Genomic DNA, 13,572 nt, shown 5'->3' with positions numbered 1-13,572 from the left:
ATGCGGAGCGTACAGATTGCCCGGCTAGATGAAGCGCGCGAGAAAGCTTCTCGTACGTTGATGCTGCGGATTGCCGAGGACATCTTCGGGCTTGCCGTGTTCGACGACTTTGCCGCCATCCATGAAGATGACCCGGTCGGCCGCTTCGCGCGCAAAACCAATCTCGTGAGTGACGACGATCATGGTCAATCCCTGGCTTGCCAGGTCCCGCATGGTGGAAAGGACCTCACCGACGAGTTCGGGATCGAGTGCGGAGGTCGGCTCGTCGAACAGCATCAGCTTCGGCTTGATCGCCAGAGCCCGTGCGATCGCCACGCGCTGCTGCTGGCCGCCGGAAAGCTGGCGCGGATAACTGCCGGCTTTTTCCGAGAGGCCGACGCGCTCCAGAAGCATCAGCGCATTTTCCGTTGCGGCCTTGCGGCTTTCGCCGTGGATGCCAACCGGCGCCTCGATGATGTTTTCGAGCGCGGTCATGTGCGGATAGAGGTTGAACTGCTGGAAGACCATGCCGATCTTGCGCCGCTGTGCAGCGATTGCATTGTTGGAGAGCTTCTCAAGCCGGCCCTTTCGCAATCGATAACCGATCTGCTCTCCATCGACCATGATCGAGCCCTGATTGATGGACTCCAGATGGTTGATGCAGCGCAGGAAGGTCGATTTGCCGGAGCCGGAAGGCCCGAGGATAACCACGACCTCGCCAGGGGCGACGTCAAGATCGATCCCTTTCAAGACTTCAAGCTGGTCGAAGGATTTGTGAACATTGCGTGCATGGACGAGCGGTTCGACAGTTGCAAGGGCATTCAATGGCTCGCCTCCTGTGCGATGACGGGTGAGGGGGTATCGGGTACGATCGGCGTGCCCGCCTGTCCGGCAGGCTTCGCCGCGCTGCCGGAGCGTCTGTCGCCTCTGCTGTAGTAACGCTCGATATAGCCCTGGCCGATGTTGAGGATCGAGGTGATCAGCAGGTACCAGACCACGGCGACGAGCAGCATCGGAATGATCTCGAACGTGCGGTTATAGATCGACTGGACCGAATAGAGCAGGTCCGCCATGGCGATCACGCTGACGAGAGAGGTCGCCTTGATCATGCTGATGAGCTGGTTGCCGGTTGGCGGAACGATGGAGCGCATCGCCTGCGGGATGATGATCCTGCGCAGTGCGCGTGCCCGCGTCATGCCGAAGGCTTCCGCCGTTTCCGCCTGACCCCTGTCGACGGAAAGAAGCCCGCCGCGGATGATCTCGGCCATGTAGGCCGCCTCGTTGAGCGCCAGGCCGACGATTGCCGCCGTCATCGGCGTGATGACGGAATTGGTGTCCCAACTCGCCAATGTCGGTCCGAAGGGAACGGTGATCGAAATCGACGGAAAGAGCGTCGACAGGTTGTACCAGAAAATCAGCTGCACCAGGAGCGGCGTGCCGCGGAAGAACCAGATGTAGAGACCGGCAAGGGAATGGGCGAGCCGGTCCGTCGACAGCCGCGCGATCGCAAGCAGCAGACCGAGCGCTATGCCGATCAGCATGGCAACGACTGTCAGTCCCAGCGAGACGTAAAGGCCGCTGATGACCGTCGGGTCAAAGAAATATTGTGCGACGACCGGCCAGCCGAAATTCTCGTTGTTTGCAACGATCCAGCCAAAATCGGCCGCAATGCCCAGTGTCAGCGTCCAAAGGACCAGGCGATCGATGGGAAACGGCTTGTGCGCGTTGACGACGTCACGGGGATCCGCACCGCCCGAAGGCGATGCGCTTTTGTCGTTGTTGGCGCTCATTTTGGCAATGTCCCGCCGAGATTGATGCCCGGCTCTTTGATCATGTTGTTCTCAAGACCCCATTTCTTCATGATTGCCGCATAGGTGCCGTTGTCCATCAGAACTTTCATGCCGTCGTGCAGCACGGGTCCAAGCGGCGATCCCTTCGGCACGACTGCGCCCTGATAGAGATTTTCAAAGCCGTTTTTCTGGCCGACGCCGGTCAGCTCGAGCTGGCCATTGGACTGCGACACGAAATAGGTGAGGGGAGCCTGGGAGGAGAAGAATGCATCTGAGCGCTTGGACCTGACGGCAAGGATCGAGCTCGGCTGGTCGGTGAAGGATTGAACCTCGATTGCCTCCTTGCCGTCGGTCTTGCACTTTTCGGCCTGGACCTTGATGACCTTCTCCGCCGATCCGCCAGCCATGACGGCAATGCGCTGTCCGCAGGCAGTCTCCAGCGAGGTTATCCCGTTCGGATTGCCCTTGTGCACGGCAAAGACGACGAATTCCTGCACCCAGTCGACGAAGTCGTTGGCCTCTTCGCGGCTCTTGAAATCGCCGACAGGACCGAAGGCGAATTGATAGCGGCCGGAATTGACGCCGGCGAGGAGTGCCGGCAGGCCACCGACGGTTGCGTGCTCGATCGTAACGCCGAGCACCTGGCCGAGCGCGTCCGTGAGGTCGGCGCTCGCTCCTTCCATCTTCGTTCCGGTGACGATCTCGTAGGGCGGAAAGGAGCCGTTGTTGACCGAGATCATCTTGCCGGCGGTCTTGATCTCCTCGGGAAGCTTTGCCCGCAGTTCCTCGTTGACGGTGAGCTTCGGAAGCGTTGCATCCTCGGCCATGGCCATTCCAGAGAGCAGGGCGCTCGCAAGAGCGAAGGAGGTGATGGATTTCAATGGCATTTCTTATTCCCCTTTTTGGTTTGTATGGATGAAGGTTCAGGATTCGGCTGCGGCAAGCTGCGGGCGATCTGAAGACGTCTGTAGCGGAAAAAGCTCTGCCGGCGTGAGCGCTCGCGGCAGGATGCCCTGCGCGTGCAGCTCGCGCGCGAAATCGGCAATCATCGCACGGTTGGCACCAAGGCCGCTTTCGTCCCAGTCCGCTGGCAGATCTGCCGAGACCCTCAAGAGCTCCTCGAGCATCCACGGCGTGGTGTCGGCATATTTGCGGCGCTTCGTCGTCCAGACGCGCTTGGATTCATCGATCAAGGTGCTGAGTTCTTCGAGGAGCCATGGATGTTCCGCCGCCACCGTCGCCTTGACGCCGATGAGATGCATGCCCGGCACGTAGCCGACGTCGTCGAAATATTGGCGTTCGGCACTACGAAAATCTGCAAGCACCTGGCGGAACGGCGAATCTTTATCGAAAAAGCCCTCGGGCATGAAGGGTGTGAAAACCGCATCCAGCCCACCCTCTTTCAGGAGTTCGACCATCGGCCGCTCGCCGGGCGCTGCCTCGATGCGTCCCGGGCGGCCAAAGCCGTCGAGACGATCGGTGACAGGGTGGGCTTCCGTCAACCGGCCGGCAAACCACATCGCATCCTCGACGCCGACACCTTCGCGGCGCAAAGCTGCGCGCGTCCAGGTGTTTCCGGAATCGCGCCATCCGGTCACACCGATCCGCTTTCCGGCAAGCTGACGCAGTTGCGTGATCGGGCTCTCCTTCGTCGTGATGATGCAGCGATGGCGAAAGCCTCGCATGATGAAGTTCGGGATGCCGATCACAGTCTCGTCGCCGTCGGCGCGAAGCTGGGTATATCGGCTGAAGGACATTTCCGCCGCGTCGTGAGCGTCGTCCTTTCCAATATGGGAGATGAGCGTGCCAACCCTTTCGACCTTCACGTCGAGGCGGGGTGACGAGACCTCTCCCAACACCAGCGGGGTCATGTAGTCCCAGTCGCGCAGGGCCAGCCGTATCGTTACAGTCATGCATTTCGCTCGCAAAGAATGGTCATTCCTGCTTGTAAATAAATGTTCAATTTGCCTCGATCAAATGTTATTACGTTATTGAACATTTAATCTTGGTGCAAAATATGAACGAAACACGAAATGCCGATTGGTTTGCCGAAAAGTTAAGCGACAAGTCCATTCGCGGAATTGCTTTGGAAACCAGCGCCTTGATCAGGGCAGGCGCGCTTCCCGTCGGAACCAAGCTGCCTGCAATCCGCGACCTTGCCTTCGCGCTTGGCGTCAGCCCCGCGACGATCTCTGAGGCCTGGAGCGAGCTGCGCCGCCAGAAGATCATCAGCGGGCGCGGCCGCAACGGCACCTGGATCAGCGGCGATCGGTTCGTTGCCAAGCCCGAGAGGCTTGCAAGTTCCGGCAACTACGGCGAGGGCGTACTCGACCTCACGGCGGCGGTCCCGGATGTAAGCCTGCTGCCGCCCCTGGCAGACGCCCTGACGTACGGCGCCTCGGCGGAAAACCTCAACAGCTACGAACGCAGCCATATCCTGCCGGAGCTCGAAGCGGCCGTGCGGCGCGACTGGCCCTACGAGTCGGAGGCCTTTCTTGCAACAAACGGCGGATACAACGCCGTCTATACGCTGTTGCATGCGTTAGTGATGCCTGGCGCTTCGGTCGCAATCGAGAATCCGACGGCCATGCGCCTTCTCGATATACTCGAGGATCTGGGCGTGCGCATCCTGCCCGTTCAGTGCGACAAGGACGGCCCCCTGCCGTCGTCGCTCGAAGCGGCCATGAAATATCGCCCCGTTGCATTTCTGTTTCAGCCGCGGCTTCACTCGGTGACCGGCCAAAGCGTCAGCAAGGCCCGCCTGGAAGCTCTGGGAAATATTTTGGCGGGGAGCGACACGCTGATCATCGAAGACGATGGCGTGGCCGACATTTCCGGCGCACCCAAGCATTCCTTGGGAGGGCGCTATCCGGACCGGGTCATACACATCCTGTCTTATTCGAAGACGCTGGGTCCGGACCTGCGTCTTGCCGTGCTGTCGAGTTCCCGGGCGATCGTGGAGCAGATTCAATCCTATCGGAGCTTCAGCGCCGGCTGGACCAGCCGGATTCTGCAAGCGGCGGCAGCGTGGCTGCTCCGCGATCAAAGGACCGACGAAATCCTTGCCCGCGCGCGCAAAATCTATCAGCAGCGCCACGATGAGCTGACGAATGCGCTGCGCGAGCGCGGCGTAGAGGTGGATGATGGAGCAGGCCTTTGCGCCTGGGTTCCGGTCTCGTCAGAGCCTTTTGCGATGGTCACCTTGGCGGCGCGAGGGATCGCAGTTCACCCCGGCGCAAAGTTCTCGATCCTACCCAGCAATCATATCAGGGTCGCAACGGGCAATCTTTCGGATCGTAGCAGCGAGGTCGCCGACGGCATCGCGCTGGCCTGCACGACCGGCTGATCCTGGAATTGAATAAGTGTCCGAGATTGGAGGCTCCAACCATTCGTGCACGAGGTGCTGCCACGCCGAGACTTATGCCGGCACTGGCTCCGATGACGACAATCTTCTTACCCAAAAGCGCTGACCTTGCCGGCGTAAGCCGCTTCCAGGTCGGCGACGATTATCTTGGACATCTTGTTCAAACACGCGCTCAAAACCTCGTCCCAGTACTTCGTGGTCTATCCGCCCCGCGCGATTTCTTCAGCGAAAGGTTAAAGCATTTCGTGATTGGCTCTTTGTCGAAATGGGCCATTCGGGACATGCTGCGCGCTCCCACCAGACGTGGTTTCTGGAGATGCCCTGCCAGCCCGGAGTGATCCGGTCTTCCCGGGCCTAGCAGGTGTCACCAATCAGGCTCCGAGATGCTGGTCGAAGAACACCTTCAGCTTATCGAACGGAAGGTGTTGAGAGCAATGCCTCCAAGCCACTATCGTCGGACCAAGCGGCCAACGCTTGCTTGACACGTCATCGCTGAAGCCGGTTCCTTCGCTCCATCAGAAGCTCGTGCTCAACCAGTCGCTTACCTGCGGCACTGAGACTTGTTCCGCCGACCGTTTTTTCAATAACGCCAAGCTCGACGAACCTCTGATCAATTTCGTCCGCCAACGCAGCGTTCTCATGCCGGTAGAGCTGCAAAAGGCTGCTCCATTCCTCGTAAGTGAAGTCTCGCCGAGCGCTCATGATTGGTGCCTTTCTGTCGAACGGATGGACGATAGCATGATTTTGTTGTTTGAAGGCACCACACGACCGTTTTGCGCGATCCAGCCTCTTTTCTTCAAGGGGTTAGCCACGCCAAGCTGCGGGTGGAACGCCATATTCCCGTCGGAATGCCCGATTGAACGAGGCCTCGGACTCGTAGCCCACCGCATAGGCAATGCGCGCGACGGCATCGGATGTTTCCTTGAGCAGTACAGAGGCCTGTACCAGCCTCTGCTGGGCAAGGTAGCGCATGGGCGGTTCGCCGATGATGCGGGTGAAGCGCTCTGCAAATGCAGAGCGGGACAGGCCGATCTCCCGGGCAAGATCTTCTGTGGTCCAGTGTCGGGTCATCTGACCATGCAGGAGCCCCAATGCATGTCCGATGATGGGATCGTGTATTCCCGCTGCCCAGGCGTTGCGGCCGGGAGGCTGCGAGGCAAAGTACCGGCGCACTGCCTCCATGAACAGAAGTTCGGCAAGTTTGGCGAGGATCGCTGGTGAATTGACATGACCCGCGGCAAGTTCCTGCGCGGCGAACCGGAAGGAGCTTTCTATCCAATTTCCGGATGCGCCATCGGCGACGTTGAGCTTGAGGACGCTCGGTAGCATTGCAATGACAGTGTTGTGCGGCATGTCATTGCCTAGGAATCCGCAGTAGATGTGCGTCCGCTCTCCCCCACCTCCGTGAACGATGCGCGCCAGCCCGCCATCCGGGCTCGGCTGGATCAGGCGTTCGGCGGAGATGGGGCGGATCGTCAGGGAACTGCCGATCACATGGTCATCATTGCGCGGCAGGACGACGATCTCGCCGCCCTCGACCGGGATCGGTTTCTGCCCGCTGACCTTGAGCAGCAGGTGCCCGGCGGTCACGTAATGATAGGCAATGATCTGGCGAGGCTCGGGTGTGAATGGGGCACAATCCTCAGGCCCCACCTTCGCTGTTACGCACCATGGCGCGGTAAAATCGGCATCGAGAAAGATGCCGCCCGTGAGCCGCATGGTGCGGAACATGTCCAGGATCGAATCCATCACTCACACCCAATGCAGATTCGGCGGATCGGCAAAGCGGACCGGCGCCTCGCTCATATAACCTGCCTTTCGGCGAGGCTAATGTAACACCCGGGCCACAAAGTCGAAAGCAATGCCGCTGGCCGGGACCATCTGCCGGAACAGACATCTTGCGGTGTGCCACAACGAGGAGAGATCCAACATGACTACGGATAAGCAGGGCAATTCGCTCTCAGGCGCAACCGTTGAGGCCGCGGAATTCTTTGACGAGGCTGTCGAGGCGTTTAACATCTATCGCGGCGATCCCGTCGCATTGCTGGACAATGCCATCAAGGCCGCCCCCGACTTCGCAATGGCACATATTCTGAAGGCTCACTTGTTTGGCCTGGCGACGGAGCCGGACGCCACCAGTGAGGCGAAGGCCATCCTCTGCAAGGCCAAGACGCTCCGCCTCTCCGACCGGGAGGTCTCCCACGTCGCCGCGCTGGACTTGGTGACCGAGGGGCACTGGACCGCCGCCGCGACCGCGCTCGACCGCCACAACGCACGCTATCCGCACGACCTTGTGGCGCTCCAGTCCGGCCATCTTATGGATTTCTTCCGCGCGAGCGCGCGGGGTCTGCGCGACCGCATCGCACGAGTCTTGCCGAAATGGTCGCCCGGCATGCCGGGCTACTCGATCCTGCTCGGCATGCATGCCTTCGGGCTTGAGGAGGCGGGTGACTACGCCCGGGCAGAGGAGATGGGCCGGCGCGCCGTGGACCTGCAACCGCTCGACTGCTGGGCCCACCATGCGGTCGCCCACGTGATGGAGATGCAGGGGCGCGCCGAGGACGGCATCGGTTGGATGATCGCGCGCGAACCGCACTGGTCCGGCGATGACAATTTCTTCAAGGTTCACAATTGGTGGCACCGCTCGCTCTATCACCTGGATCTCGGGCAGGTCGACGAGGTGTTCGCGCTCTACGATGGGCCGATCCGGGAGAGCCGCAGCACCCTGGCGATCGACATGGTCGATGCCTCGGCGCTCCTCTGGCGCCTGCATCTCTCAGGCCATGACGTGGGCGAGCGCTGGCGGGAACTGGCGACCACCTGGGAAAACCATGCCGACGGCCGCACTTATCCATTCAACGATTGGCACGCCGTGATGGCCTATCTCGGAACAGGCCGGGAAAGCGACGTTGAGCGCATCGTGCGGGCCTATCGGGAGAACCGCGCGGACGGGTCTGACGCCGCCGAATGGGGGCGGCGCACGGCCGTGCCTCTGATCGAAGGCTTCGTGGCGTTCTGGCGCGGGGATTACCAGGCCGCGGCCGACCACCTCTATGGCGCCCGCTACATCTCCAACAGCTTCGGCGGCAGCCACGCGCAACGTGACATCATCGACTGGACGTTGACCGAGGCGGCCATCCGCGGCGGGCTCACCGGTCTGGCGGAAGCCCTTGCCAATGAGCGCCTAGCACTGAAGCCCCACAGCCCAGTCAATCGGACTTTCCTGGCCCGAGCCGGAGTAGCGCAACGCCGGGTCTGAAGGCCGCCTGACCTTTGTCCCACGTCCGGCTGCGTCCTGCATTCGGCGGTGGGACGCGTCATGGGCGAGACAAGGGCCCGCAACCATTGGAGATTTCACCATGAAGCATCTCGCAATCATCGTGCGCGACGACGCCTACGACAAAATCCTCACGCCGCTGACCTTTGCCTACACTCAGGCCCGCAACGGCGTGAAGGTTGACATGCTCTTTCTGCTCTGGGCGGTGAAGGCGCTGACCAGCAAGGGAGCGGCCTCCCTCTCGGTGGACGACAGACACAGGGATGAGACAGAATGGTTGCGCGCCCGAATGGCCGCGGACGGCGAGCCGACCGAGATCGAGGATTTCCTGAAACTTCTCGCCGGGACCGGCAACGTGCATCTCTACGGCTGCCGCTATGCGGCACAAACGTTCGAGGTGCATGACTCAGACCTTATCGCGGAGGCGGACGGCATCGTTGACCCAGGCTGGTTCCTGACTGAGAAGGCAATAAAGGCGGACCACTGTCAATACTTCTAAATGAGCGAAGAGAGCCTTTCGGCTCGGCGCACACCGCACTGCATCGAACGTCTATAGAACCATATGTCTCGCTCCGGAGCCAGACTCTGGCGTTCGGAGTGCGACGTGAGGTTGCCTATGGAGTCCTTCCATGCGTATGCTTTATCGGTGGAACAATGGGTCCTCACCGTCTTGGCAACAGAACAAACACCGTGGTGGGCATGGGTGTCGCCTGCAGTGGCATTGGCGATCCTGTTGGCGACGCCATTTACGGGCCTCGGGGGCTTTGTTGCTGCGGCTGCTGGAGTAGCATTGATCGCCACCGTCTTTGCCGCCGTGTTCCACGCCGAGGTCGTCGCACACCGGGTCGGCGAGCCGCTTGGCACTCTGGTGCTGGCCATCGCCGTCACGGTGATCGAGGTGGCCCTGATCGTCTCGGTGATGATCGCAGCTCCGGCGGAAAAAGCGGGGCTGGCACGAGACACCGTGTTCGCCGCGGTCATGATCGTGATGAACGGCATCGTCGGCCTGTGCCTGCTTTCGGGGGGCATGCGCCACCATGAACAGGGATTTCAGCTCCAGGGGGCGAGTGCCGCCTTGGCCGTTCTGGCCGCGCTCACCGTCCTGACGCTGGTGGTACCAAACGTCGTCGCGACCGCCGCCGGGCCGATGTTCAGCACACCGCAGCTTGTCTTCGCCGGTACAGTTTCGTTGGTCCTCTATGGCTCGTTCATCTTCATCCAGACCGCGCGGCACCGCGACTACTTCCTGCCGCTCGAGGCTGATAGCGAGGATGCGCATGCTCCGTTGCCGTCAAACAGGACGGCAGCCACCAGCGCAGCCTTGCTGCTTGTCGCGCTCGTGGTGGTAGTGGGGCTCGCGAAAGCGCTCACGCCGTCGGTGGAGGCAGGAATAAACTGGCTCGGCATGCCAAAAGCCGTAGTCGGGATCGTCATCGCGGGCGTGGTGTTGCTTCCGGAGTGTCTGGCGGCGCTTCGAGCAGCGCAGGCCAACCGGTTGCAAAGCAGCTTCCAAATTGATGTATTACGCGGAAGTTGTAGTCTCGTGTCATGATTAGCAACCTGCTCTTCGCCGCAGCCGCTGTGACGTTATCTGTTGTGCTCTGGCTGATGCTTCCGGCCATCGGGAGCCGTCGCGACTTGATGAAAATGACCCCCGCCGAATACGGCTGGTATGCAAAGCGGATTTTTCCGCTGATGCTGATGTGTGCCGCCTTGGCCACTGGCGCAAGCTTGGCTGGGCAGTGGGGGTGGCCTTGAAGAGGGTGCGGTTCATAACCTGTCTCATGGCCTTTTACTCACCGACCCTCCCTGTCACAGCAGAAGTGAAGCAGCGCTCCGTCTATGATGACAAGCCCATGATATGCGCCGCTTTATATCGAGGTGCGGCGCAGGGGTATGAAGACGTGAACGATACGGTCAACGCAGATCGATATATGAAAAAATTCCAGATTTTGTATGAGCAAGGGATCGCGAACGTCATAGCTGCTGGCGGAACGCAAGAGGAAGCTCACAAAGCAACACAACGCTTTGCCGATATTGTCGGTGAAATGGCGATCAAGAAAAACCGCGCATTAGGCTCATTAATCGCGATGTGTCGGCGTGAAATTTCCGTAAGACATGCGACGTCGCCATCAGCTCCAACGATACCCCGCCCGCCGAGGAACTGCCGAGCGATCATTGCGTGAGGCGCTAGCTGCTTTTGGCCACCCAGCGTGCAGCTTTTCGCTTCTGCCTGGACCGTGACCGCTTGAGCTGGAGCAGCGGTCGGCAATGAGGTGGTGCTGGCGTGCATTGACCTCGCGCGACACGTATTGCGATGATAATTTCTGCAGCAACGAGAGGTTGACATGTCTATCGCTACCTTGCCTGCACCACCCTATTACGTCGTCTGCTTCTCATCGCAACGAACGGAGGTCGAAGACGGCTATGGTGATATCGGCGCTGCGATGGTGGAACTGGCAAAGCAGCAGCCTGGTTTTCTGGGTTTCGAAAGCGCCCGCCGTGCTGACGGTTTTGGTATCATCAACTCTTATTGGAGGGACGAGGAAAGCATCCGGGCATGGAAAGCGGTTGTCGATCACGTCGAAGCGCAACGCCGAGGCCGGACAGACTGGTATACGCGTTATGAAATCCGCGTAGCGCTCGTTCAAAGAGCTTACGGATTCGAAGCGGATGCCGTCAAACTGCGATGATCCTTCCCCACCATATTCGGGTTCCGGCGTCATATGACCAAGCCTCATGTTCAAGCGTTTTCAATCCGCTGTCTGTCGTTCTGGACGATTACAATTTCGCTGGATCGCGGACGCATTCGCGCTATCATGGCTCGGTTGGTCGCGTGGAGACCAATTGGGAGATACTCGCGCTCTCTGCCTTCGTCTGCGGGGGTGGGAATTGGGTTTCCTTTCTGATTTCGCGATTGACGTTGACGACCTCGAATTACTCCAGGCGATCATCACCGACGCATGCAATGAGCTGAAGATTTCTCCAGATCATCGGGGCTTTGTCGTGCGGGTCGTCGACCTTCACTCACAGGGCCACTCCCAGAAGGCAATCCTCGAAAGCCTTCGGGTGGAATTCGGGAAATGCCTTAATCGTCGGACCGGCGGTAAGACCGTCGATGACTAGCGCCACCGTTGGGCTGCAATGAGATGTACGACGAGGCTCGCTTCGGATGGGTTAGGTCAGCGAGCCCCTATCGCACCTCATGCCGCAGGACCTTCAAAACCTGCGGCGATTGAATGGAACACGGCGGTCGGTTGCAGGGCCAGGTCGCCAGAATAGGACTGGCTGGACGCGAGTCTCGTTGACCCCGATGGCCAACGAGTGAGTGTGCGCGATACCGAAGAATAGCAGATTTCTCATAAAAGGAAGCTGCGCCTTCGTCGTCCACAGACGCTTCCGGCGAGTGCAGTGACAATTTTCAGAGAGGGTCTTCGAAATCTGTTGGTTCAGTTGAAGGTGTGCACCCTGAGTTTCAGGCTGCCGTCGGCCTGTTTCTCAAAGACATGGGTTGCCACCCCAGCCCATGGCTGGTCAGCGCCTTTAGCGTCTTTGCCCTTGGCCGACCATTTCGCTGTGCCAACCAGCAACTTGCCGTCGCCTTGCGCCTCGATCAGTTCGAGCTTGTGGCCTGTCACGCCCATGCCGAAGATTCCGCCAAAGAATTTCTCAACGCCGCCCGGCCCCTTAATCACGTCATGGGTGGCGGGCAAGAAAATAGCGTTGTCTGTGTAGAAAGCCGCAACGGCTTTTGCGTCCGCCTTGTTGAATGCTGCATCCCACGCCGAGTAGGCAGCCTTCACTTCGTCGTCGATCGGGTCAGCCTTGGCCGGGGCGAACGCGAAAAGGCAAATGCACAGGACGGCAAACATGGAAGTCAGAAGTTTAACCATGGCATCCTCCCAACAAATATCGGGGTATAGACGGCAAATCCCGCTGCGAACCGTAAGCTTCGAGAGGCGGGGGTGTAAACACACCTATTTGGCGTAGCAGCTCCTGATAGCGTGGAAACTTGAAGCGGATCGCCTTCCGCCAAATGGCCGTTACTGTCACATCCCCACCGGCCCAGTCGGGATGCTCATCAAGCTTTGTGAAGGTCACTCGGCTCGCGGTTCCTTTGTCCCGAAGCGGAGGCGAACCTGCGGCGGTCAACTTTCCAGTGGAGAGATGCGGGCGTGCCCAATCGCGCCTGCTTGTCAAACTGCGTTTCTACGATTGGCATACTTGATGCGGCAATGTTCTCGGATTCGGATAGTCATCCAAACTGAGAATGCTGTGATGGAGAAGCTAATCGCGGAGATGAACACGCCGACCCGCATCGTAGATTCAGCGTCGCTGCATTGACTTCCGTCAGGGCAAACATTGAACGAGTCAGTCCACGCAGCCAAGCCTGCGAAGCCGGAGAAAAGAAAAATGATGGTGCCACAAACCGCACTGACTATCGCTAGCGCTAGTGTAACCTTTGCTGCTACTCGGGACAGCCAGTTGACATGGTGCAAGTTCGTCTCCACCTCTGGATTGTCTACCATTGAAGGCTGAGCGGAATGTATCGTCGGGGAGGAAATGAGTCGTGGATTATTCAGCAATACTACCTCCTCTCGTCGCCCTTACGCTTATATTCTGTTTGAACATCATCTTTCCCAGCCTTAGCGGCCCGTACCAAATCCGGCATCCCATCGTGAGGACCTAAGGTGTGCTCCGGATGATCGTCCCACCAATCCTCGTGTAACGCTCTGCGGTCAGCATTGAGCGGGTAGAAGATGCGGTTCTCAGGTTTGCTCCGTTCGCCCACAACGAGCAGGCGGACCTCGGCTTCAGTGTTGTTAAGGAAGGTATGCGCGATCCCCGTGCCTGCTGGAAATCCAACGGCATCGCCTGGCGTCAGTCGATGGATATGGCCGTCGAGCCAAACATCAGGCTCGCCTTCCAGGACGTACACAAACTCCTCGTCTGCACTTTCGGCATGTGGAAAGGACGTGCGGCGACCGGGTGGCAGTCTCTCATGATGAATGCCTAGCTTCGTCAGGCCGAAATGCCTGCCGAAAGGTGCGCCGATACTCATCAGCTCATCGTCTTCGTCGTAGTGCGAGTCGTCCGGTCGCTCAACTTCGCTCCAGCGGGCGATGAAAGGTGGGCGTTCTGAAATTCCCATTCTGATCCTC

The 13,572-nt window shown here is 59.5% G+C and carries 14 protein-coding genes and 1 pseudogene; 7 read left to right on the top strand and 8 right to left on the bottom strand.

Going from position 1 to position 13,572, the window contains the following annotated elements:
* Positions 1 to 24 precede the first annotated feature (24 nt).
* Genes QA644_RS29905 through QA644_RS29890 form a run of 4 tightly spaced genes read right to left on the bottom strand, consistent with a single transcriptional unit; the run spans position 25 to position 3,682 of the window.
* Positions 25 to 804 carry an amino acid ABC transporter ATP-binding protein gene (locus QA644_RS29905; protein WP_092585972.1) on the bottom strand — a complete coding sequence of 260 codons (780 nt, stop codon included), beginning with the start codon at positions 802 to 804 and terminating at the stop codon, positions 25 to 27.
* Positions 801 to 1,769, bottom strand: coding sequence for an amino acid ABC transporter permease (locus QA644_RS29900; RefSeq protein ID WP_283072781.1), 969 nt, complete (start codon positions 1,767 to 1,769; stop codon positions 801 to 803). The genes QA644_RS29905 and QA644_RS29900 overlap by 4 nt, the downstream gene beginning before the upstream one ends.
* Positions 1,766 to 2,656 (bottom strand): ABC transporter substrate-binding protein, encoded by an 891-nt coding sequence (locus QA644_RS29895; RefSeq protein WP_074072386.1) that lies wholly within the window; start codon positions 2,654 to 2,656, stop codon positions 1,766 to 1,768. Before QA644_RS29895 ends, QA644_RS29900 begins: the two co-directional genes overlap by 4 nt.
* A gap of 36 nt (positions 2,657 to 2,692) precedes the next feature.
* Positions 2,693 to 3,682 carry a nitrate ABC transporter substrate-binding protein gene (locus QA644_RS29890; RefSeq protein ID WP_283072780.1) on the bottom strand — a complete coding sequence of 330 codons (990 nt, stop codon included), beginning with the start codon at positions 3,680 to 3,682 and terminating at the stop codon, positions 2,693 to 2,695.
* A 104-nt stretch (positions 3,683 to 3,786) separates the two neighbouring features.
* Here QA644_RS29890 and QA644_RS29885 point away from each other — a divergent pair, with 104 nt between their 5' ends.
* The gene (locus QA644_RS29885) at positions 3,787 to 5,115 is read left to right on the top strand and encodes a PLP-dependent aminotransferase family protein (protein WP_283072779.1); all 1,329 of its coding nucleotides are present in this window, start codon (positions 3,787 to 3,789) and stop codon (positions 5,113 to 5,115) included.
* A gap of 504 nt (positions 5,116 to 5,619) precedes the next feature.
* On the opposite strand, the gene QA644_RS29880 is transcribed toward QA644_RS29885, so the two are convergent.
* Entirely contained in the window at positions 5,620 to 5,835 is a 216-nt protein-coding gene (locus QA644_RS29880; RefSeq protein WP_283072778.1) for a hypothetical protein, read from the bottom strand.
* 102 nt (positions 5,836 to 5,937) lie between these two features.
* Positions 5,938 to 6,885, bottom strand: a complete 948-nt coding sequence (locus QA644_RS29875) for an AraC family transcriptional regulator (RefSeq protein WP_239603320.1) — start codon at positions 6,883 to 6,885, stop codon at positions 5,938 to 5,940.
* Between the two features lie 178 nt (positions 6,886 to 7,063).
* On the opposite strand from QA644_RS29875, the gene QA644_RS29870 reads away from it, so the two are divergent.
* From QA644_RS29870 to QA644_RS29845, 6 genes and pseudogenes are all read left to right on the top strand, one after another.
* The gene (locus tag QA644_RS29870) at positions 7,064 to 8,392 is read left to right on the top strand and encodes a tetratricopeptide repeat protein (RefSeq protein ID WP_283072777.1); all 1,329 of its coding nucleotides are present in this window, start codon (positions 7,064 to 7,066) and stop codon (positions 8,390 to 8,392) included.
* 100 nt (positions 8,393 to 8,492) lie between these two features.
* Complete coding sequence (locus QA644_RS29865) at positions 8,493 to 8,909, top strand: DsrE family protein (protein ID WP_194730761.1); 417 nt, start codon at positions 8,493 to 8,495, stop codon at positions 8,907 to 8,909.
* A gap of 228 nt (positions 8,910 to 9,137) precedes the next feature.
* Positions 9,138 to 9,917: pseudogene (locus tag QA644_RS29860) on the top strand (ionic transporter y4hA); the annotation flags it as partial.
* A 277-nt stretch (positions 9,918 to 10,194) separates the two neighbouring features.
* Positions 10,195 to 10,596, top strand: a complete 402-nt coding sequence (locus QA644_RS29855) for a hypothetical protein (RefSeq protein ID WP_283072776.1) — start codon at positions 10,195 to 10,197, stop codon at positions 10,594 to 10,596.
* Between the two features lie 162 nt (positions 10,597 to 10,758).
* A complete protein-coding gene (locus QA644_RS29850; RefSeq protein WP_239603356.1) occupies positions 10,759 to 11,103 on the top strand; it encodes an antibiotic biosynthesis monooxygenase in 345 nt (114 codons plus the stop codon).
* Positions 11,104 to 11,302: 199 nt separating this feature from the next.
* Complete coding sequence (locus QA644_RS29845) at positions 11,303 to 11,536, top strand: hypothetical protein (protein WP_283072775.1); 234 nt, start codon at positions 11,303 to 11,305, stop codon at positions 11,534 to 11,536.
* A 323-nt stretch (positions 11,537 to 11,859) separates the two neighbouring features.
* Here QA644_RS29845 and QA644_RS29840 read toward each other — a convergent pair whose 3' ends face one another.
* Both QA644_RS29840 and QA644_RS29835 read right to left on the bottom strand, forming a co-directional pair.
* Entirely contained in the window at positions 11,860 to 12,303 is a 444-nt protein-coding gene (locus tag QA644_RS29840; protein WP_239603542.1) for a DUF4440 domain-containing protein, read from the bottom strand.
* Positions 12,304 to 12,998: 695 nt separating this feature from the next.
* Positions 12,999 to 13,562, bottom strand: a complete 564-nt coding sequence (locus QA644_RS29835; protein WP_283072774.1) for a cupin domain-containing protein — start codon at positions 13,560 to 13,562, stop codon at positions 12,999 to 13,001.
* Positions 13,563 to 13,572 lie beyond the last annotated feature (10 nt).

The sequence above is a fragment of the Rhizobium sp. CC1099 genome, assembly GCF_029714385.1.
Classification (GTDB): domain Bacteria; phylum Pseudomonadota; class Alphaproteobacteria; order Rhizobiales; family Rhizobiaceae; genus Rhizobium.
This window is presented reverse-complemented; position numbering and strand designations above follow the sequence as displayed.

Bases quoted from the DNA above. Each gene is read 5' to 3' on its own strand.
- QA644_RS29900 (WP_283072781.1), bottom strand. From the start codon at position 1,769: ATGAGCGCCAACAACGACAAAAGCGCATCGCCTTCGGGCGGTGCGGAT.
- QA644_RS29895 (WP_074072386.1), bottom strand. From the start codon at position 2,656: ATGCCATTGAAATCCATCACCTCCTTCGCTCTTGCGAGCGCCCTGCTC.
- QA644_RS29890 (WP_283072780.1), bottom strand. From the start codon at position 3,682: ATGACTGTAACGATACGGCTGGCCCTGCGCGACTGGGACTACATGACC.
- QA644_RS29885 (WP_283072779.1), top strand. From the start codon at position 3,787: ATGAACGAAACACGAAATGCCGATTGGTTTGCCGAAAAGTTAAGCGAC.
- QA644_RS29880 (WP_283072778.1), bottom strand. From the start codon at position 5,835: ATGAGCGCTCGGCGAGACTTCACTTACGAGGAATGGAGCAGCCTTTTG.
- QA644_RS29870 (WP_283072777.1), top strand. From the start codon at position 7,064: ATGACTACGGATAAGCAGGGCAATTCGCTCTCAGGCGCAACCGTTGAG.
- QA644_RS29865 (WP_194730761.1), top strand. From the start codon at position 8,493: ATGAAGCATCTCGCAATCATCGTGCGCGACGACGCCTACGACAAAATC.
- QA644_RS29855 (WP_283072776.1), top strand. From the start codon at position 10,195: ATGGCCTTTTACTCACCGACCCTCCCTGTCACAGCAGAAGTGAAGCAG.
- QA644_RS29850 (WP_239603356.1), top strand. From the start codon at position 10,759: ATGTCTATCGCTACCTTGCCTGCACCACCCTATTACGTCGTCTGCTTC.
- QA644_RS29840 (WP_239603542.1), bottom strand. From the start codon at position 12,303: ATGGTTAAACTTCTGACTTCCATGTTTGCCGTCCTGTGCATTTGCCTT.
- QA644_RS29835 (WP_283072774.1), bottom strand. From the start codon at position 13,562: ATGGGAATTTCAGAACGCCCACCTTTCATCGCCCGCTGGAGCGAAGTT.